At 72.7% G+C, this 17,453-nt stretch carries 17 protein-coding genes and 1 riboswitch; of the genes, 6 read left to right on the top strand and 11 right to left on the bottom strand.

Annotation, left to right across the window (positions count from 1 at the left end; all coding sequences use genetic code 11):
* Positions 1-45 precede the first annotated feature (45 nt).
* The 5 genes from QJS33_RS00665 to QJS33_RS00645 form a co-directional block, all read right to left on the bottom strand.
* On the bottom strand, positions 46-846 hold the full coding sequence (locus tag QJS33_RS00665) for an ABC transporter permease (RefSeq protein ID WP_372339557.1): 801 nt from the start codon (positions 844-846) through the stop codon (positions 46-48).
* Positions 843-1,808: an ATP-binding cassette domain-containing protein gene (locus QJS33_RS00660; protein ID WP_306365825.1), complete on the bottom strand. Its 966-nt coding sequence runs from the start codon at positions 1,806-1,808 to the stop codon at positions 843-845. Before QJS33_RS00660 ends, QJS33_RS00665 begins: the two co-directional genes overlap by 4 nt.
* A 107-nt stretch (positions 1,809-1,915) precedes the next feature.
* Complete coding sequence (locus tag QJS33_RS00655; RefSeq protein ID WP_306365824.1) at positions 1,916-2,518, bottom strand: PadR family transcriptional regulator; 603 nt, start codon at positions 2,516-2,518, stop codon at positions 1,916-1,918.
* Positions 2,519-2,597: 79 nt separating this feature from the next.
* Positions 2,598-3,080 (bottom strand): GNAT family N-acetyltransferase, encoded by a 483-nt coding sequence (locus QJS33_RS00650; protein ID WP_306365823.1) that lies wholly within the window; start codon positions 3,078-3,080, stop codon positions 2,598-2,600.
* Positions 3,081-3,139: 59 nt separating this feature from the next.
* Positions 3,140-3,922, bottom strand: coding sequence for a DUF2306 domain-containing protein (locus QJS33_RS00645; protein ID WP_306365822.1), 783 nt, complete (start codon positions 3,920-3,922; stop codon positions 3,140-3,142).
* Positions 3,923-4,067: 145 nt separating this feature from the next.
* Between QJS33_RS00645 and QJS33_RS00640 the strand changes: the two genes are divergently transcribed.
* Positions 4,068-4,814 (top strand): TetR/AcrR family transcriptional regulator, encoded by a 747-nt coding sequence (locus tag QJS33_RS00640; protein ID WP_306365821.1) that lies wholly within the window; start codon positions 4,068-4,070, stop codon positions 4,812-4,814.
* Positions 4,815-5,101: 287 nt separating this feature from the next.
* Here the strand turns inward: QJS33_RS00640 and QJS33_RS00635 are convergent, their stop codons facing one another.
* Entirely contained in the window at positions 5,102-5,380 is a 279-nt protein-coding gene (locus tag QJS33_RS00635; RefSeq protein WP_306365820.1) for a ubiquitin-like small modifier protein 1, read from the bottom strand.
* Between the two features lie 73 nt (positions 5,381-5,453).
* On the bottom strand, positions 5,454-6,713 hold the full coding sequence (gene thrC / locus QJS33_RS00630) for a threonine synthase (RefSeq protein ID WP_306365819.1): 1,260 nt from the start codon (positions 6,711-6,713) through the stop codon (positions 5,454-5,456).
* A gap of 13 nt (positions 6,714-6,726) precedes the next feature.
* Positions 6,727-6,868: riboswitch (SAM riboswitch) on the bottom strand.
* Positions 6,869-7,220: 352 nt separating this feature from the next.
* Here thrC and QJS33_RS00625 point away from each other — a divergent pair.
* On the top strand, positions 7,221-8,657 hold the full coding sequence (locus tag QJS33_RS00625) for a trehalose-6-phosphate synthase (protein ID WP_306365818.1): 1,437 nt from the start codon (positions 7,221-7,223) through the stop codon (positions 8,655-8,657).
* A 162-nt stretch (positions 8,658-8,819) separates the two neighbouring features.
* Positions 8,820-9,284 (top strand): hypothetical protein, encoded by a 465-nt coding sequence (locus QJS33_RS00620; RefSeq protein ID WP_306365817.1) that lies wholly within the window; start codon positions 8,820-8,822, stop codon positions 9,282-9,284.
* A gap of 13 nt (positions 9,285-9,297) precedes the next feature.
* Here QJS33_RS00620 and QJS33_RS00615 read toward each other — a convergent pair whose 3' ends face one another.
* Positions 9,298-9,891, bottom strand: a complete 594-nt coding sequence (locus QJS33_RS00615; protein ID WP_306365816.1) for a GrpB family protein — start codon at positions 9,889-9,891, stop codon at positions 9,298-9,300.
* Between the two features lie 617 nt (positions 9,892-10,508).
* Entirely contained in the window at positions 10,509-11,648 is a 1,140-nt protein-coding gene (locus QJS33_RS00610; protein ID WP_306365815.1) for a S8 family serine peptidase, read from the bottom strand.
* A 208-nt stretch (positions 11,649-11,856) separates the two neighbouring features.
* Here QJS33_RS00610 and QJS33_RS00605 point away from each other — a divergent pair, with 208 nt between their 5' ends.
* Positions 11,857-12,141, top strand: coding sequence for a DUF3263 domain-containing protein (locus QJS33_RS00605; RefSeq protein WP_306365814.1), 285 nt, complete (start codon positions 11,857-11,859; stop codon positions 12,139-12,141).
* Between the two features lie 259 nt (positions 12,142-12,400).
* The gene (otsB, locus tag QJS33_RS00600; protein WP_306365813.1) at positions 12,401-13,222 is read left to right on the top strand and encodes a trehalose-phosphatase; all 822 of its coding nucleotides are present in this window, start codon (positions 12,401-12,403) and stop codon (positions 13,220-13,222) included.
* A gap of 94 nt (positions 13,223-13,316) precedes the next feature.
* On the opposite strand, the gene QJS33_RS00595 is transcribed toward otsB, so the two are convergent.
* Complete coding sequence (locus tag QJS33_RS00595) at positions 13,317-14,348, bottom strand: serine hydrolase (RefSeq protein WP_306365812.1); 1,032 nt, start codon at positions 14,346-14,348, stop codon at positions 13,317-13,319.
* Between the two features lie 171 nt (positions 14,349-14,519).
* Here QJS33_RS00595 and argJ point away from each other — a divergent pair, with 171 nt between their 5' ends.
* Positions 14,520-15,680 carry a bifunctional glutamate N-acetyltransferase/amino-acid acetyltransferase ArgJ gene (argJ, locus tag QJS33_RS00590; RefSeq protein ID WP_306365811.1) on the top strand — a complete coding sequence of 387 codons (1,161 nt, stop codon included), beginning with the start codon at positions 14,520-14,522 and terminating at the stop codon, positions 15,678-15,680.
* Positions 15,681-15,746: 66 nt separating this feature from the next.
* Here the strand turns inward: argJ and QJS33_RS00585 are convergent, their stop codons facing one another.
* Positions 15,747-17,345 carry an MFS transporter gene (locus tag QJS33_RS00585; RefSeq protein ID WP_306365810.1) on the bottom strand — a complete coding sequence of 533 codons (1,599 nt, stop codon included), beginning with the start codon at positions 17,343-17,345 and terminating at the stop codon, positions 15,747-15,749.
* Between the last annotated feature and the right edge of the window lie 108 nt (positions 17,346-17,453).

The following is a 17,453-nucleotide window of genomic DNA, read 5'->3' as shown; positions in this document are numbered from 1 at the left end:
ATTTTTCCGCTCGCGGCGGACGAGGTCGGGGCCGGTAGGGCGAGGTCAGGCGGAGATCCGGCGCATCGCCCGCGACCCCAGCGCCAGGACCAGCAGGGTGGTCACCAGGGCCACCGCCCAGCCGATGCCCACGGCCGCGGTCCACTCGCCGGCGAACAGCGCCCGCTCCGCGTCCACCACGTAGGCGATGGGGTTGGCCCGGGAGAGCGCGTACAGCCAGCCCGGTGCCAGGTCCATCGGCAGCAGCACCCCCGACAGCAGCATCAGCGGCATCACGGCGGTCTGCACGATGGGCGCGAACACGTAGGTCTGCTCCACCTTGAGGGCGACCAGGTACGACAGCGACGACAGGCCGATCCCCAGCACGACGAGCAGCAGCAGGCCGACGGCGAAGCCGAGCACCGGGACGCGGAACCCGAACGGTGCGACCAGGACGACGATGAGCACCATCTGCATCGCCATGACGGCCACGTCGCGCAGCACCCGCCCCAGCAGCAGCGCCACCCGGCTGGCCGGGGTCGCCATCAGCCGCTCGTGCGCCCCCGAGGCGATCTCCGGCAGCAGCCCGAACCCGGCGAAACCGCCGGTGAACAGAGCGAGCATGACCAGCAGCCCCGGCACGAACCACTGCCAGGGGTTCTGCCCCTGGGCCCCGGCCAGGCCGGTGAGCAGCGGCGCGAACAGCACCAGGTACAGGATCGGCTGGAGCATGCCGAACAGCAGGAAGACCGGGCGGTGCAGCAGCGGTCGGAACTGCCGGACGAAGACCAGCCAGGTGTCCCGGAACGGGGACGACGGCCGCACGGCGGCGTCGGCCGTGGTGGCGGTGGTGGTGTCGGTGGTCACGGGTTCTCCTCCCGCAGGCTGCGGCCGGTGAGGGTCAGGAAGACGTCGTCGAGGGTGGGGCGCTGCACCCGCACCGTGGTCAGGGCGACCCCGGAGCCGTCCAGGGAGCGCAGCAGCTCGGGCAGGGCGGCGTCGCCGCGTTCGATCCTCAGCCGCACCTCGGTCTCGCGGCCGGGGACGACCTGGACCTCCTGGGCGGTCGGCAGCTTCCCGGCGATCGCGGCGCCGGTGGCCGCGGCCTCCTCGTCGGCGACGGTGAAGGTGACGAGGTCGCCGGAGACCCCGCCCTTGAGCTCGTCGGCGGTGCCGTCGGCGATGACCCGGCCGTGGTCGATGACCAGGACCCGTTCGGCCGCCTCGTCGGCCTCGTCGAGGTAGTGGGTGGTCAGGACGATGGTGGTGCCGAACTCCGTCCGCAGGCGGGTGATGTGCTCCCACAGGTTGGCGCGGCTGTGCGGGTCCAGGCCGGTGGACGGCTCGTCGAGGAACAGCAGCGGCGGCCGGTGGATGAGCCCCATCGCGATGTCGAGGCGGCGCCGCTGCCCGCCGGAGAGTTTGGTGACGTCCCGGTCGGTCGCCCCCGACAGCTCCAGCATGTCGAGCAGCTCGGCGGTGCGCGCCCTGGCCGTCGCCCGGTCCAGACCGTAGAGCAGGCCCTGGGTGTAGAGCTCCTCCCCGGCTCGCTGGTCCTCGCCGGCGCCGTGGCCCTGGCCGACGAACCCGATGCGGCGGCGCACCTCGGCCGGCTCGGTGCGCACGTCGCGCCCGGCGACGACGGCGGTGCCGGAGGTGGGTTCGAGCAGGGTGGTCAGCATGCGCAGGGTGGTGGACTTGCCCGCGCCGTTGGGACCGAGCAGCGCGACGAGTTCGCCTTGGGCGATGTCGATGTCGATGCCCCGGACCGCCTCGACGGTCTCCCTGCCGACGCGGAAGTGCTTGGTGAGATCCCGGGTACGGATCATCCGCGGCTCCTTGTTCAAAGTTGAATACGCCTGAGTCTGCCCCACCCCCAACGCATATTCAAGTTTTAATACGAGGGGCGCGCGGGTGCCCGGTCCGCGGTGCGCCCCTACCCCCGCGGACTCTCCGCGGGCGGCTGCCCGAAGGCCCGCGGACTGTCGTCGGCCATGGTGTAGCGACCCTCCTCCAGTTCGCGGATGAGCCCGCGGGTCCACTCGACGGCCGCCCCCACGTACAGCTCCCACAGCCTGAAGAGCGGGCGCACGTGTTCGGGCTTGTCCCACTCCTCGGTGCTCAGCCGTGCGGTCTTCAGCGCTTCGGCACCGCTCCTCTCCAGCTCCGCGATCCGGCTTCGGAGCAGGTCGATCACCTCGGCCCGCGGCAGTGAGGTCATCAGGGTGATCCCGGCGCACAGCAGCCCGTGGTCGTCACCCGCGTGGGAGAGCGCCGTGCGCAGCAGCCGGTGCAGCTCGGCCTCGCCGTCCTCGGTGATCTCGTAGGAGACCCGCTCCACCACGTCGTCGCCCTCGGCGGTGACCTCGCGCAGCCTGCCCTCGGCGGTGAGCTTGCGCAGTGCGTGGTAGATGGACCCCCACTTGACGTTGGCCCACTCCGAGGCGCCCCAGTCCATCAGCTCGCGGCCGACCCGATACCCGTGGGCACGCCCCGACATGCGCACCACACCCAGCACCAACAACCGCGTCGCCGACATCGCCGCCTCATCCGGAGATCCCCGGGGCCGGTCCCCGGTGGGCCTCCAGATTACGGCGCGGCACACCACGGCCCGGATCTCAAAGGGCCTGGAAGTAGCGGGAGATCGGCAGTTCGGTGAGACCCGCCTTCTCATAGGTCCGCCGGGCCGGGGTGTGCCCCTCGTCCCCTCCGGTCTCGATGACGGCCATGCCCATGCCCTGGGTGCGGATCCAGTCGACCGCGTGCCGGGTGAGCGCCTCCCCCACCCCGGCCCGCTGGTGGTCGGGGTGCACGGCCAGCAGGGTGACCTCACCGGTGTCGTCCTTGGGCCGGATCACCACGGCGTAGAACCCGGCGACCGCGCCGTCTCGGACGGCCACCCGCACGGTGATGTCCGCGTCGTCGAGGGCGCCGCCGACCTCCGCCCGCTGGCTCTCCCGCCAGTCGGGGATCATCCGGTCGTAGATCCGAGCGCCGAGCACCCGCCGCAGCGACGCGTGCACCGGCTCCCAGGCCCGCACCGACAGCTCCAGGACCTCTTCACGGTCGCCGTCCCGGAAATCCCTGATCTCGATACCCATAGCGGAACCGTACTCAGCCGCCCCGCGCCCGGACAAAGGCTTTTAACGACCCGCCGCCCCTACACGGCCGGTGGTCGGTCCGGCTCCGGCCGCGGGCGGCCCGGCCGTCGTTCGGGGCGCGCGGCGCCCGGATCACCCGAACGGCCCGGGCGGCGGCCCCAACGGCGGATGCCGGCCTCGGCCAGACCCAGGGAGAGCAGCGCGCTCAGCCACACCCCGATGGCCGTGGCGCTCTGCACCAGCAGGTCCTCATCGCCCCCGAAGCCGGTTTCCAGCCAGGGCACCAGGGCGAGGATCGCCAGCCCGCCCAGCACCCGGCTGAGCACGATGGACATGGTGAGCGCGAAGCTCCGGAGCATCCACACCCGGTGGTCGGTGAATCTCCGGCCCCGGGCCGCACGCCACCCGAGCAGGGTGACGGCGAGCCACAGCACCGCGATGGACAGGTTGCCGACCATCACCACCGGCCCGAAGGGCGTGTGCGCCCCGACGTACAGCGCGGTGAGCCCGCCCGGCAGCACCCCGCCCAGCACGTACACCCGGCCGGTCATCCGGTGCCCCCAGGGGTGCCCGGCCCGGAAGCGCGGCCAGACCTGGAAGCAGGCGGCGACCATCGCGACGGTGCCGAACAGCACGTGCGCGACCAGCACCGGGTGGTACACGGGATCGCCCGGCGGCCCCTCCAGCCGGGACAGGGCGGGGTCGAAGGTGAGGTAGCGCGGGACGGAGACGCCCAGGAACACCGCGGCCACCAGCATCAGCGGGCCGATCCAGGGCCGCCGCCACCAGCGGACGGCGGCGCGCGGCGGCGGCCGCGACGCGACGGGGTCGGTGACGGTCACAGGGACTCCTCCCTCACCCCGGGCCGGTCCGCGCTCTCCTCGGACCGGCCCGGGGTGAAAACCACGTACATCATACGTCTTTTCACGTACATCATACGTAGTTCTAGGATGGCGGCAAGGCCCGGACCAACAGATGTGGACAACGGTGGCGGACGACAACGGCAGCGAGTTGGAACGGCGACTGGCCCTGCTCTGGGGTGAGCGCGCCGCGGGCAGGCGCGGCCCGCGGCCCCGGCTCACCGTGACGGGGATCGCCGACGCCGCGATCCGCGTCGCCGACGCCGAGGGGCTGGAGGCGCTCTCCATGCAGCGGGTGGCCACCGAACTGGGCTGCGCCACCATGTCCCTCTACAACCACGTCCCCAACAAGGACGTCCTGCTGGAACTCATGGTCGATGCCGCGGCCGGGACCCCACCCGACCTCGACGGTGCCGGGGACTGGCGTGAGGCGGTACTGGCCTGGGCGGACGCCCTGTGGCGGGCGTTCCGCGCCCGTCCCTGGATACTGCGGGTGACACTGGAGCACGCCCCGCTCGGCCCCCACCAACTGGCCTGGCTCGACCTGGTGGTGCGCCGCCTGCTCGACGGCGGCCTGACCGGCGACGAGGCGATGGCCGCCGCCCTGCACCTCATCGCGGCGATCCGCGGTATGGCGCAGGTGGCCGCCGACCTCACCGGCGCCGGTGCGCGGGAGAGCGCCGAGGCCCGGCGGATACTGGCCCGGATCGTGGACCCGGAGCGCTTCCCCGGCCTGGCCGCGGCGGCCGCCGCACCCGGGTTCGGCGACGCCCGGGCGGTCGCCGACGGGCGGGGGCTGCCGGCCGACGCCCGGTTCGCCGTCGAGCGCCTCCTGGACGGCATCACCTCCTGGTCCGCCGCGCGCACCACCTGAACCGCCCGCGACGGACCCGGGGACGAGGGCGGCCCCGCGTCCGGTGGACGCGGGGCCGGGGAGCCGCCGGACCTCGCGGGCCGGCGGGGTTCAGAGGAGACGCGGTACAGAAGGGGGCGCGGCACGGAGGGGCCGGAGGTCGACGGAGGACGGCGCCGGGGCCCGTCGGGAGCGGGTGGCGGGCGCGATGGCAGGGAGATCCGTTCCGAAGGCCCTGACGAGGCCGCTCCGCGGCTCGTCGGCGGCCGCCGTCGGGGGCGACGGGGGCCGACGGCCGGCGGTCCCCGTCAGCAGCCGCCCGCGACCGCCGGGATGATCGAGATCTGCGCACCCTCGGCGATCTCGGTCTGGAGCCCCTGGGCGAAGCGCACGTCCTCGTCGCCGACGTACACGTTCACGAAGCGCCGCACCTTCCCCGTGTCGTCGAGGATGCGCGCCCGGATGCCCGGGTGGTTGGCCTCCAGGTCGTCGAGGATCTCGGCGAGGGTGCTCCCCTGCGCGGTGACCTCCGCGGCGTCGTCGGTGTAGGTGCGCAGGATGGTGGGCACGCGAACGCTGGCGCTCATGGCGTCCTTCTTCTGTAGTGGTGGTCGTGGAGAGGGCCCCGGGGCGTGGCGCCGCCCCGGGGAGCGGAGGTGGTCAGGCCAACCCGGCCTCGGTGAACGCCGTCAGGGACGGCGCGATGGTGGCCGTCACCCCGGCGCTCACCGCGTTCAGGGTCTTGAGCCCGTCACCGGTGTTGAGGACGACGGTCTCGGCCCCGGGGTCGAGCCGCCCCTCGCGGACCAGCTTGCGCAGCACACCGGTGGTGACGCCGCCCGCGGTCTCGGCGAAGATCCCTTCGGTGCGGGCCAGCAGCGAGATCGCCTCGACGACCTCGTCGTCGCCCACGTGCTCCACCGAGCCGCCGGTGCGGCGGGCGATGTCGAGCACGTAGGGGCCGTCCGCCGGGTTGCCGATGGCGAGCGACTTGGCGATGGTGTCGGGCTTGACCGGCTGGATGACGTCCAGGTCCTTCTCCCAGGCCTGCGCCACGGGGGAGCAGCCGGTGGCCTGAGCGCCGAAGATCCGGTACGGCCGGTCCTCGACCAGGCCCAGCTTGACCAGTTCCTGGAAGCCCTTGTCGATCTTGGTGAGCTGGGAGCCGGAGGCGATCGGGACGACGATCTGCTCGGGCAGCCGCCAGCCGAGCTGCTCGGCGATCTCGTAGGCCAGCGTCTTGGAGCCCTCGCCGTAGTAGGGGCGCAGGTTGACGTTGACGAAGCCCCAGCCCTCGCCCGCCGGGTCCCCGATGAGCTCGGAGCAGAACCGGTTGACGTCGTCGTAGTTGCCGTCGATGGCCACGACCTTGCCGCCGTAAACGGCGGCCATGACGACCTTGGCCTCCTCCAGTCCGGCGGGGATGAACACGCAGGACTCGAACCCGGCACGGGCCGCGGCCGCGCCGACGGCGCCGGCCAGGTTGCCGGTGGAGGAGCAGGACAGCGTCGTGAACCCGAAGTTGCGGGCCGCCTCGACGGCGATGGCCACCACCCGGTCCTTGAAGGAGTGGGTGGGGTTGCCGGAGTCGTCCTTGACGTACAGGGAGTCCAGGCCCAGTTCGGCGGCGAGGCGGTCGGCCTTGACCAGGGGGGTGAGGCCGGGGTTCATGTTGGGCAGTTCGGCGACGTTCGTCGGGACCGGGAGCAGGTGGCGGTAGCGCCAGATGTTGGCGGGGCCGCTCTCGATGTCGGCCCGGGTGACGGTGCCGAAGTCGTAGGCGACTTCCAGCGGGCCGAAGCAGAACTCGCAGGCGAACCGGGGGGCGAGGTCGTAGCGCTCGCCGCATTCGCGACAGGACAGCGCGGCGGCGGGGCCGAAGGCGCGGACGGAGGTGGGTTCGGTGGCGGTCATCGCCATGGCGAGGCGTCTCCCCTCATCTTCCCTGGCGGACACCTTGTCCCCAGGCCGGAGTTGGCACCTGTCCCGGCCGCCTCGCGTGTCCGCGAGCGATGTACGCCGAGATGGTTGCCGGGGCTTCGCAGGGCCGGTCCCTCCACCCCTCTGGATGAGCAATATGAAGTTGTCGTGGTGTCGCACCGGCTCCTCCCGGAACCGGCATGGTCACTGTAACGGACGCGTTGACCGGTTTTCCACGGGGCGTGATCCGGGTAACACGAACCGACTCACATGGTGAGACGGAGCAGGTCCGGGCCGGACCCGTGCACGTGCCCTGTTTCCGCCGTGTGACATCGTGTGCCCGTGACCTGGGGCGGGTTTGGGGCACGCGTCGACCGGCGAGACCTAGGGTGCGCCCTCCGCCGTCCGTCGTCCGCCCCTTCCGCACCGGGCCCGGCATCGGACACGGGGGCCGTTTCCGTATCCTGCGCTCGACCGGATCCCGCGCTCCCGAGAGGACGAGACCACGTGGACAAGGCACAGATCCTCATCGCCTCCAACCGAGGACCGGTGTCCTTCTCGATCACCGAGGACGGCGCCCTGGAACACCGCCGCGGTGGTGGCGGGCTGGTCTCCGGCATGATCTCGGTGGCCACCGAGATCGACAGCATCTGGGTGTGCGCCGCCCTGTCCGAAGGGGACCGGCGGGCCGCGGCCGAGTCCCCGGGGGCCCGGCTGGACCGCGACCACGACCTGGGCGGCATGCGCGTCCACATGCTGGAGATCCCGGAGGAGACGTTCCAGGGGGCCTACACCGGGATCGCGAACTCGACGCTGTGGTTCCTCCAGCACATGATGTACGACACCCCGAACAAGCCGTCCTTCGGCTCGGGGTTCCGGCGGCGGTGGGAGGACTACACCGCCTACAACAACGCCTTCGCCGAAGCGCTGGTGTCGGGGGCCGCCGACAACGCCCGGGTGGCCGTGCAGGACTACCACCTGGCGCTGGTGCCGCGCATTCTGCGGGCCCGCCGCCCCGACCTGCGCATCGCGCACTTCTCGCACACCCCGTGGGCGCCGCCGGAGTACTTCCGGATGCTGCCCGACGACATCGCCCGGGAGCTGCTGTCGGGCATGCTCGGCGCCGACCGGCTGGGCTTCCTCAGCCCGCGCTGGGCCGATGCCTTCCTGCGCTGCTGCGCGGAGATCCTGCGCGCGGACGTGGACTTCCGCAACCGGACCGTGGAGTACGGCGGCCGGGTGATCGGGGTGGGCGTGCACGCGCTGGGCGCCGACGAGGCGGGGCTGCGCGAGAGCGCCGCCGATCCGCTGGTGGCGGTCCGCCGGGAGACCCTGGAGGAGCTGGTCGGGGACACCAGGCTCATCGTGCGGGTGGACCGGACCGAGCTGTCCAAGAACATCGTGCGGGGCCTGGAGGCGTACCGCGAGCTGCTGCGCGCGCACCCCGAGTGGCGCGGGCGGGTGACCCACCTGGCGTTCGCCTACCCGAGCCGCGGCGACGTGCCCGAGTACCGCGAGTACACCGACACGGTGCTGCGGGTGGCCAAGGAGATCAACGAGGAGTTCGCGACGGCCGAGTGGACGCCGCTGATCCTGGAGGTCAACGACGACTACCCGCGTTCGCTGGCCTCGTTCCAGCTGGCCGACGTGCTGCTGGTGAACCCGATCCGGGACGGCATGAACCTGGTCGCCAAGGAGGGCCCGGTGCTGTCGGAGCGGGACTCGGTGCTGGTGCTGTCGCGGGAGGCGGGGGCCGCCGACGAGCTGGGCGCGGACGCCCTGACGGTCAACCCCTACGACACAGTGGAGACGGCGGAGGCACTGCACCGGGCGCTGTCGATGCCCGCGGCCGAGCGGCGGGCCCGGCGGGAGCGTCTGGCGGAGGCCGCGGTGGCGCTGCCGCCGCGCCGGTGGTTCCAGGACCAGCTGCGCTCCCTGGGCTGACCCCTCCCGCCCGTCGCCCGCCAACGCCCTCAGCGGAGCCTGCGGCACGGTCCGGCCCGCCACCGTACCCGTCGTCCGGCTCCCGGCGGAATCCCACCGCCGGGGGAACCGGTCCCCCGTGCGGGGGAGGAACGCGGCCGCGCCGTGGGCGATGCTGGGTCCATGGACGACCGGACCCCGCACCGAACCGCCGCCCGACCGCCGGACCGCGCCGCCCGCTGGGCGGTGGCCGCGGCGCTGTGGTCCCTGCTCTACGCCGTGTCCAAGGTCGGGTACGCCCTGGCCGGCCGGTTGGGGGTGACCGGCGGCCCCGAGGTTCCGGCCGACTCCTACGCCGGATTCGGCCCCGGTGAGGTGGCCGCCGCCCAGTGGGCCAACGCCGGGGTCGGACTGGCCGTGGCCCTGCTCTTCCTGCTGTGCTCCCTGTCCGTCGCCCGCCGGGTGCCCCGGTGGCTGTCGCTGCCGCCGGTGGGGGCGGTGGCGCTCATGGCGCTGGCGGGCGCGGTCGGCATGATCTACCGGGACCTGTCCTCGGGGGTCGGCGGCACGGTCTTCGGCCTGTACTGCCTGGTGTGGTCGGCCCTGTCCGCGAAGGTGCTGGTGGACCTGGCCCGGGGCCGCACCTGACCGGCGGCGCCGGTCAGGCCTCGGGCAGCGGGGCTCCGGCCTCGGCGAGGATCTCGCGCACCACCGCGCTCTTGGCGTCGGCGTAGTCCTGGATCCTCTCCCAGGTGCGTTCGGCCAGTTCCCGTTTGACCTCGACGTAGCGTTCCCGGGCCTCGGGGTTCGCGATGAGGTGGTCGCGGAAGCGGAGCATCCGCTCGATCTCCTCACAGCCCTCACTGAAGACGTGCAGGTTGAGGTTGACGTCGGGACCCTTGAACACCCGGTGCTCGTACCAGTCGGGTTCGCGGACGACCAGCGTGTACCCGGCCTTGGTGAGGTCGGGGAGGTAGGAGTCCTCGTCGGCGGAGTCGGCGACGACCAGCAGCAGGTCGACGCAGGGTTTGGCGGGCAGGCCGGGGACGGCGGTGGAGCCCACGTGCTCGAAGAGCAGGACGCGGTCGCCGAGGATGCCGTGCACCCGGTCGGCCTCGCGCTCGAACAGGTAGGGCCACTTGGGGTCGTAGTCCAGGATGTGGACCCGACCGTTGACGAGGTTGCGGTGTCGGGGGGCCGGATCGATCCGCGTTTCCCCGCGGGAGGGCAACGGCGATGCTTCGAGGGGAGACATTCCACAAAGGTTTCTCCGTTCACCCGCCTGAGTCAAGAGCATCCGGCGTCGCTTACATATGCACGTGTATTCGTAACGCCACCAGCACTTGAGTCACCACGGAGAGCAACGCCTCGGGTACACATGGAGAGAATTCCTCTTCTTTTTCTTCTGATTCTCCCTTTTTCGCGCATCTTTCCTTCCGAGACCCGCCTTCCCGACAAAGCGACCACCGGGACCGGGGATCCGACCAGCTCGGGCGGCTCGCGCAGCCGCCTGTGCCTCCTGCCCCGGGCACCGGCGGCGAGGTCGCGGGACGGGTGTTCGACGAAACGCCGCTCGGCCCCTCGCCCGAAAGAACTCCACGCCGGGCAGGAGGCGGCCGCGCCCCTCGCCCGGCGGCCGATCCGGGCGGCCGCGGTACGCCCCGACGGATTCGGCGGGGCGGTCCGGCGGAATGGGCACGGGAACGGCCCGAATGTTCCCGCTCGGGCCTTCGGCCGGGGTGTCCGGGGACGGATAGAGGTGGGCCCCGGTGTCCGGAACCTCGGGGGCGCACTCGCACGGCCGGAAGCCGCGCAGCGGGTCCGGGGGTCGGGGACGTCGGGGAGGACCGCGACCGACCCGGCCGACCGCGATCAACCCTTGCGGCGGCGGCCGCCCTTCTTCCGACGGGAGGCGGGCGGCGCCTCGGTGGCGCGCTGCTCGGCGATCTCCGCCTCCTCCAGGGCGCGTTCGGCCTTGACGCCGTAGGGGTCGGCGGAGGATCGGCGCACCCACACCACGATCAGCGCCACCCCCAGCACCAGGACCAGGCCGACCATCGCGAACCACACCCACACCGGCACCGCGGGGCCCTCCTCGGCCCGGTCGGCCAGCTCCTCGTCGAAGAGCGGGACGTCCTGGGCGGTTCCGGCGGCCTGGGCCTCCGCGAACGGCAGGTGCAGGCTCGGCAGTCCGTCCGGGCCGGGCTGGGAGCCCTCCACCAGGGCCTCGCGGATCTGTTCGGGGCGCAGCTGCGGGTGGGCCGAGCGGAGCAGCGCGGCGGCCCCGGCGGCCATCGCCGCCGCGTACTCGGTGCCGGTGACCTCGACCTGCCCCATGTCGGGTCCGGCCGTCTCCAGGTCGGCGCCGGGGGCGACCAGCTCGATCGCCCCGGGGTCCGGCGAACCGGAGATCAGCTCGGAGTCCTCGTCCATACCGCCGACGGCCAGCACGTTGGGGTCGGCCCGGTCGTCGGCCGGGCCGACCACCAGGGCCCCGGCGGCGACGGCGTCGCGGGTGGCCCCGGTGAGGTCGGTCCCCTCGGGGATCTCGGGCAGCAGGACGACCTGCGCCCCGGAGTCGGCCGCGTGGCGCACCGCGGCGGCCAGCCGGTCCCCGGTCGGGATGACCAGCAGTCCGGAGGCGGGGGCCACGCCGAGCACACCGCCGTCGGCGTCCATGCCGTGCCCGTGGCCCGCCACCAGGGCGGCCGCGGCACTGCCCGTGTCGGCGTCGCCGTCGTTGCCGCCGAACTCCTCGTCGACGGTCAGGTTGTCGACCAGGTCCGGGTGGTCGGCGTGGACCGAGGCCCCGGGCAGGGCCACGGTGATGCCCTGTCCCTGTGTTTCCGGCCACAATTCCTGGGCACCGACGGACTGGAGACCCCATTGCTCGGGGCGGAAATCGGGAACCCCGTCGGCCGCCGCGGGGGCGGCGGCCGGACCGAGGACGACGATCGCGGCGATGGCCACGATCCCGGTGTGTTCCCTGTGACGGCTGATGCCCCCGAGCACGACAGGCTCCCTAATGTTGCTCCCCTGTACCACCGTAATTCTGTCATGAGCACAGGTTTCCGGCGTGGACAAGTGGCCGTGGGGGTAGGAAAGGCAACTGTATCCCCGCTGCCAGTCCTGGGTTTTCCGCTCCTCATCCGGCATGTCGAGTCGCTAGCATGAGTCGGGCCGATCCGGACAAACCAATTTCCCGCCCAGGGGGTGTCCCATGCCGAATATCGGTCCGACCGAAGACGGTCAGTCGGCACTGGCCGAACGCGATCAGCGCATCCTGGCCTTCGAGCGCCAGTGGTGGAAGTTCGAGGGCTCCAAGGAACAGGCGATCCGCGACGAGTTCGGGTTCTCCGCCACGCGGTACTACCAGCTGCTGAACGGGCTGGTCGACCGCCCCGAGGCGCTGGCCTTCGATCCCATGACGGTCAAGCGGCTGCGCCGGGTGCGCGCCGACCGCCAGCGCCAACGCAATGCACGGCGGCTGGGCATCCGACTCTGAGGCCCCTTTTCGGTCGCTCCCTGCCCGAAGCACCATGGATGCGACCACAGGTCCGAAACCAGACAAGAACGCGGGTGCGCACCCTCAGGTGCGCACCCGCCTCTCTCATCCCACACGAATCCCCATGGTGCACCGGAGCCGATGAACGGCGGCCGAACACGGCACGGCCATCGGGCGCCGGTTCCGCCACGTTCCGGGACGCCCCCCGTTCACCCGCCCCGGATAGGTTGGAGGCGCCGCCCGTCCGGAAAGGTCCGCCATGCAGCTGCCCGAACCGAGCACGGCCGAGGGGCGCACCGCGCTCGACGCCCTGCTGACCGACCCCGCCAAGGCCCTGGCCGCCTTCGACTTCGACGGCACCCTGGCACCCATCGTCGACGACCCGCGCACCTCCGCGCCCCAGCCGGGGATCGTGGAGCTGCTCGCGGGCCTGGCCGAGCGGCTGGGCACGATCGCGGTCATCACCGGGCGCCCGGCCGCCACCGCCATCGACCTGGGCGGGCTGGACCGCGTCCCGGGCATCACCGTGCTGGGCCACTACGGCGCCGAACGCTGGATGAACGGCCGTGTGGCGGCCGCCGACCCGCCGCCGGGGGTGGCCGTGGTCCGCGCCGAACTGCCCGGCCTCATCGACTCCCTCGGCGCGCCCGAGGGCACCTGGATCGAGGACAAGGGCCGCTCGCTGGCGGTGCACACCCGCCGCACCGCCGAGCCGGACGCCGCGTTGGAGCTGCTCGCCCCGCACCTGGCGGCGCTGGCGGAGCGGGCCGGGCTCCGGGTGGAGCCCGGCCGCATGGTCATCGAACTGCGCCCCGCGGGCGTGGACAAGGGCGCGGCCCTGTCCGCGCTGGTGGCGGAGCGGGCCGCCGGGTCGGTCCTGTACGCGGGCGACGACCTGGGCGACCTGCCCGCCTTCGACGCCGTGGCCCGGCTGCGCTCCGACGGGATCCCCGGGCTGACCGTGTGCGCGGCCTCCGGCGAGGCCGCCCGGGTCGCCGAGGCAGCCGACCTGACGGTGCCGGGCCCGGCCGGGCTGGCCGGGTTCCTCGAAGTGCTCACCCGGGCCCTGGCCCGCCCCTGATCGGGGCCGCGCCGCGCGGCGGCCGACCGGTCCCGCGCCCCGGGACGGCCGCGGCCCGCTGCGCCGGGTCGCCGTCCCGGACGACCGCCCCGGCCTACGGGGTGGAGTCGTGCGCCTGCGGCGACACCGCCGACCGGGCCGCCGAGCGCAGGTCCACCAGACCCGTGCGGTCCCGGCCGTAGTACACCGCGTTGGTCAGCACACCCACGTACCTGCTGCTCTCGGGGTGCATGAACAGGCTCGTCCCGGTGAACCCGTTGTGGTAGACCACCCCCTCCGGGGTCACCAGCCACCCCAGCCCGCGCCAGAGCCGCTGTCCGGCGTCCACGTGCGGCCGCCAGCTCGCCCGCACGAACGACGACGGCACCGGCCCGTCCCCGCCCTCGTGGATGCGCAGCAGTTCCCGGGCGAACGCGCCCAGGTCGATGGCGGTCGTGAACGCGCCCGCGTGCCCCGCCACCCCGCCCATCAGCGCCGCCGCCTCGTCGTGCACCACACCCCAGGCGGGCCCGGCGCCGGGCAGCCGGCGCTCGGTGGGCGCCACCCCGGGCGAGCGCGCCAGCGGGCCGAACTCCGTGGACCGCATGCCCAGCTCGTCCCACAGGTCCGCGGCCAGCCGGTCCAGCCCCGTCCCGTACAGCCGCTCCAGCACCAGTCCGAGCAGGATGAACCCCCGGTCGATGTACCGGTACCCCGGTTCTTCCAGCGGGTCGGCCAGGATCGCCTCGGCCAGGTCCTGGCCGGTGCCCACGTACCTCTCCAACCAGGTCACCTGGTTGAGGCGGCTGGTGTGCGTGAGGATCTGCCGGGTGGTGACCGCGGCCCCGGGCAGCCCGTCCGCGGGCAGGTATTCGGACATCGGGGTGTCCAGATCCAGCATCCCCTCGGCGACCGCCTGACCGACCAGCGGCCAGGTCGCCATCACCTTCGTCAGGCTCGCGACGTCGTAGGCGACGTCGGGGGCGGTGTCGCTGTCCTCGTCGATCCGGCCGACCGCGACGAACTCCCACATGCCCCCGGTGCCGATGACGGCGGCGCCGCCGGGCAGCCAGCCCGCGTCCACCATCACCTTCAGGACACCGCGTATCCGCGCCCCCGTCTCCGTGAGCCAATCTCCATCACGCACCACACGCCTCCCCCCGACGTTCTCCACTCACTCCCGCGGATACCCCGTTGTCTGCTCGTTGTCACACCGTGCCGGACTCCGCGCAGGACGAAACCCTCGCAGGTCAGGGCCGTAATCAGGGCCTTGGTCCCGAGCGGAGTAGTCTGGCGCCCACGACCCCGAGGAGGACGATTGAGCAGCAAGACCCCCGTTCCCGCCGGTTTCCGCGGTGTCGCCGGGAACATCGGGATCAAGGACCCCAACGACGACTTCTTCGCGGTGGTGTCCGAGGTGCCCGCGCACGTGTCGGCCGTGTTCACCCGGTCCCGGTTCGCGGGGCCCAGCGTGGTGCTCAGCCGTCGCGCGGCGGCCGACGGCCGGGCGCGGGGCGTCACGGTGATCGCCCGCAACGCCAACGTGGCCACCGGGGGCGTGGGCGAGGAGAACGCGCGCGAGCTCCAGGAGCGGGTGGCGGCGGCGGCCGGGGTGCGGGCCGACGAGATCCTGGTGGCGTCCACCGGTGTGATCGGCCGCCCGTACCCGATGGAGAAGGTCCGCGCCCACCTGGACGGGCTGCCCGAGGAGTTCCCGCCCGCCGACCTGGACCGGGCCGCGGCGGCGATGATGACCACCGACACCCACCCCAAGATCGCCTCGGCGCGGGTGGGGAACGCGACCCTGACCGGGATCGCCAAGGGCGTGGGCATGATCGAACCGGACATGGCGACGATGCTGGCGTGGTTCTTCACCGACGCCGAGATCGAGCAGCCGCTGCTGGACGAGGTGTTCCGCCGGGTGGTGGGCCGCACCTTCAACGCGCTGAGCATCGACGGCGACACCTCCACCAGCGACTCCGCGGCGCTGTTCGCCAACGGCCTGGCGGGGCCGGTGGACCCCGCCGGGTTCGAGGCGGCGCTGTTCGAGGTGGCGTTGCGGCTGGTGCGGATGATCGCCTCCGACGGCGAGGGCGCGAGCAGGCTCCTGGAGGTCCGGGTGACCGGGGCGCGCGACGACGCGCAGGCCAAGCGGGTCGCCAAGGCCGTCGTGAACTCACCGCTGGTCAAGACGGCCGTGCACGGCGCCGACCCCAACTGGGGGCGGGTGGCGATGGCGATCGGCAAGTGCTCGGACGAGACCGACATCCTGCCGGAGAACACCCGCATCCTCTTCGGGGACGTGGAGACCTACCCGGCGGAGTCGACCGACGAGGTGTTGGCGCGGGCGACCGAGCACATGAAGGGCGACGAGGTGGTGATCTCGGTGGACCTGGGGATCGCCGGGGGCGGGTTCACCGCCTACGGCTGCGATCTGACGGAGGGGTACATCCGCATCAACGCGGACTACACCACCTGATCCGATCCGGGCGTGTGTGAGAGAGGGGGCGGGGCCGTGCGGCCCCGCCCCCTCCCGCCCGGGGGCTCACACGTGGACGACGGGGGACTCCTGGTCGTCCTCCATCCGCCCGGCACGCATGAACAGCGACAGGATCGCACCGGCCATGAGCAGCCCGGACGCGATGAGGAAGGCCAGCTGGAGCCCGTCCAGGAAGGCCAGGTTGCTGGCGCGGGTGACCGCGTCGGCGACCTCCGCGGCGGCCCCCTCGGGGATCACCGCCCCGCCCTGGGCGACGGTGCTCTGCGCGGCGGCGAGGTCGGCCGCCGAGGGGGCGTCCTGTCCGGCCGCGGTGAGGTGTCCGGGCAGGGTGGCCAGGATCGTCCCGGACATCACCGCGCCCAGGACGGCCGTGCCCAGCGATCCGCCCAGCTGCATGGCGGCCTGCTGGAGCGCCGAGGCCACCCCGGCCAGCCGTACGGGGGCGTTGCCGATGATCGCCGCGGTCGCACCGGTCATGACCAGGCTCAGGCCCGCGCCCAACAGCAGGAACGCGGCGGAGGTGTACAGGATGCCGGTGTCGGCGTCCATGCCCGAGAGCAGGAACATGCCGACCGCCCCGGACAGCAGGCCCGCCGTGGTGGGCGGCTTCGCGCCGACCCGGTCCAGCAGGCGTCCCGCCAGCGGCGAGGTGACGGCCATGGTGGCGGTCATCGCGATGAGCTGCATCCCGGTCTGTGCGGGGGTCAGCCCGCGCACGCCCTGGAGGTAGAAGGTCACGAAGAACAGCGAGCCCATCAGGCTCACGGCCATCACCACGGTGAGCACCACGCCGATGGACACCGACCGGTCGGCGAACAGGGAGAGCGGCAGCAGCGGCTGTTCGGGGCGGCGCTCCCACAGCACGAACGCCAGGCCCAGGAGCAGGGCGGCGCCGAGCGAGACGAGGGTGACCGGGTGCGCCCAGCCCACCACCGGCGCCTCGACCAGCGCCCACACCAGGGCGAAGACGGCGACGCTGACCAGGATGATGCCGGGGAGGTCCATGCGGCTGTCGGCGTCGGTGGGGCGGTTGGCGGAGAGCAGCCACAGGCCCAGGCCCAGCGCGACCGCGCCGACCGGGACGTTGATGTAGAAGACCGCCTCCCAGCCGAACGAGCCCACCAGCAGGCCGCCGATGATCGGCCCGGCGGCGGTCGAGGCACCGATGAGGCTGCCGAACACGCCGAAGGCCTGGCCGAGCCTGCTGGGCGGGAACACCGAGCGCAGCAGGCCCATGGCCGAGGGCAGCAGCAGCGCGCCGAAAACGCCTTGTGCGATGCGGAAGGCCACCAGCATGATGACCCCCGAGGACAGCGCGATCGCCACCGACGAGGCGACGAACCCGACCACGCCCACCAGGTAGACGCGGCGGTGGCCGAACCTGTCGGCGAGCTTGCCCGCGGTGATGAGGAAGACGGCCAGGCCCAAGAGGTAGCCGTGGGTGACCCATTGGAGTTCGGCCAGTGAGGCGCCCAGCGAGGCACCGATGGCGGGGTTGGCGACGGCCACGATCGTGCCGTCCAACGCCACCATCATCACGCCGAACGCGATGGCGACCAGCGTCGCCCAGGGGCTGCGCGTCCAACCGGACGTCCGCCGGCCGGGCGGAGCCGTGGTCTCGGGCGGAACGGTCTCTGCGGTCATGGGTCCCCCTTGGAAGTCGGCTCGCCCAAGATTATGGCAGCGACTGCCAGTTGTCAGCCACTGACTTTTTACAGTGACTGACAGCACATTCCCTCAGGGGTATCCTCG

This window comes from Nocardiopsis sp. CC223A (genome assembly GCF_030766825.1).
Lineage (GTDB): Bacteria > Actinomycetota > Actinomycetes > Streptosporangiales > Streptosporangiaceae > Nocardiopsis.
This window is presented reverse-complemented; position numbering and strand designations above follow the sequence as displayed.

Coding starts and splice junctions, on each gene's coding strand:
- QJS33_RS00660 (WP_306365825.1), bottom strand. CDS start 1,808: ATGATCCGTACCCGGGATCTCACCAAGCACTTCCGCGTCGGCAGGGAG.
- QJS33_RS00605 (WP_306365814.1), top strand. CDS start 11,857: ATGCCGAATATCGGTCCGACCGAAGACGGTCAGTCGGCACTGGCCGAA.
- QJS33_RS00585 (WP_306365810.1), bottom strand. CDS start 17,345: ATGACCGCAGAGACCGTTCCGCCCGAGACCACGGCTCCGCCCGGCCGG.
- QJS33_RS00635 (WP_306365820.1), bottom strand. CDS start 5,380: ATGAGCGCCAGCGTTCGCGTGCCCACCATCCTGCGCACCTACACCGAC.
- thrC (WP_306365819.1), bottom strand. CDS start 6,713: ATGGCGATGACCGCCACCGAACCCACCTCCGTCCGCGCCTTCGGCCCC.
- QJS33_RS00655 (WP_306365824.1), bottom strand. CDS start 2,518: ATGTCGGCGACGCGGTTGTTGGTGCTGGGTGTGGTGCGCATGTCGGGG.
- QJS33_RS00620 (WP_306365817.1), top strand. CDS start 8,820: ATGGACGACCGGACCCCGCACCGAACCGCCGCCCGACCGCCGGACCGC.
- QJS33_RS00650 (WP_306365823.1), bottom strand. CDS start 3,080: ATGGGTATCGAGATCAGGGATTTCCGGGACGGCGACCGTGAAGAGGTC.
- QJS33_RS00615 (WP_306365816.1), bottom strand. CDS start 9,891: ATGTCTCCCCTCGAAGCATCGCCGTTGCCCTCCCGCGGGGAAACGCGG.
- otsB (WP_306365813.1), top strand. CDS start 12,401: ATGCAGCTGCCCGAACCGAGCACGGCCGAGGGGCGCACCGCGCTCGAC.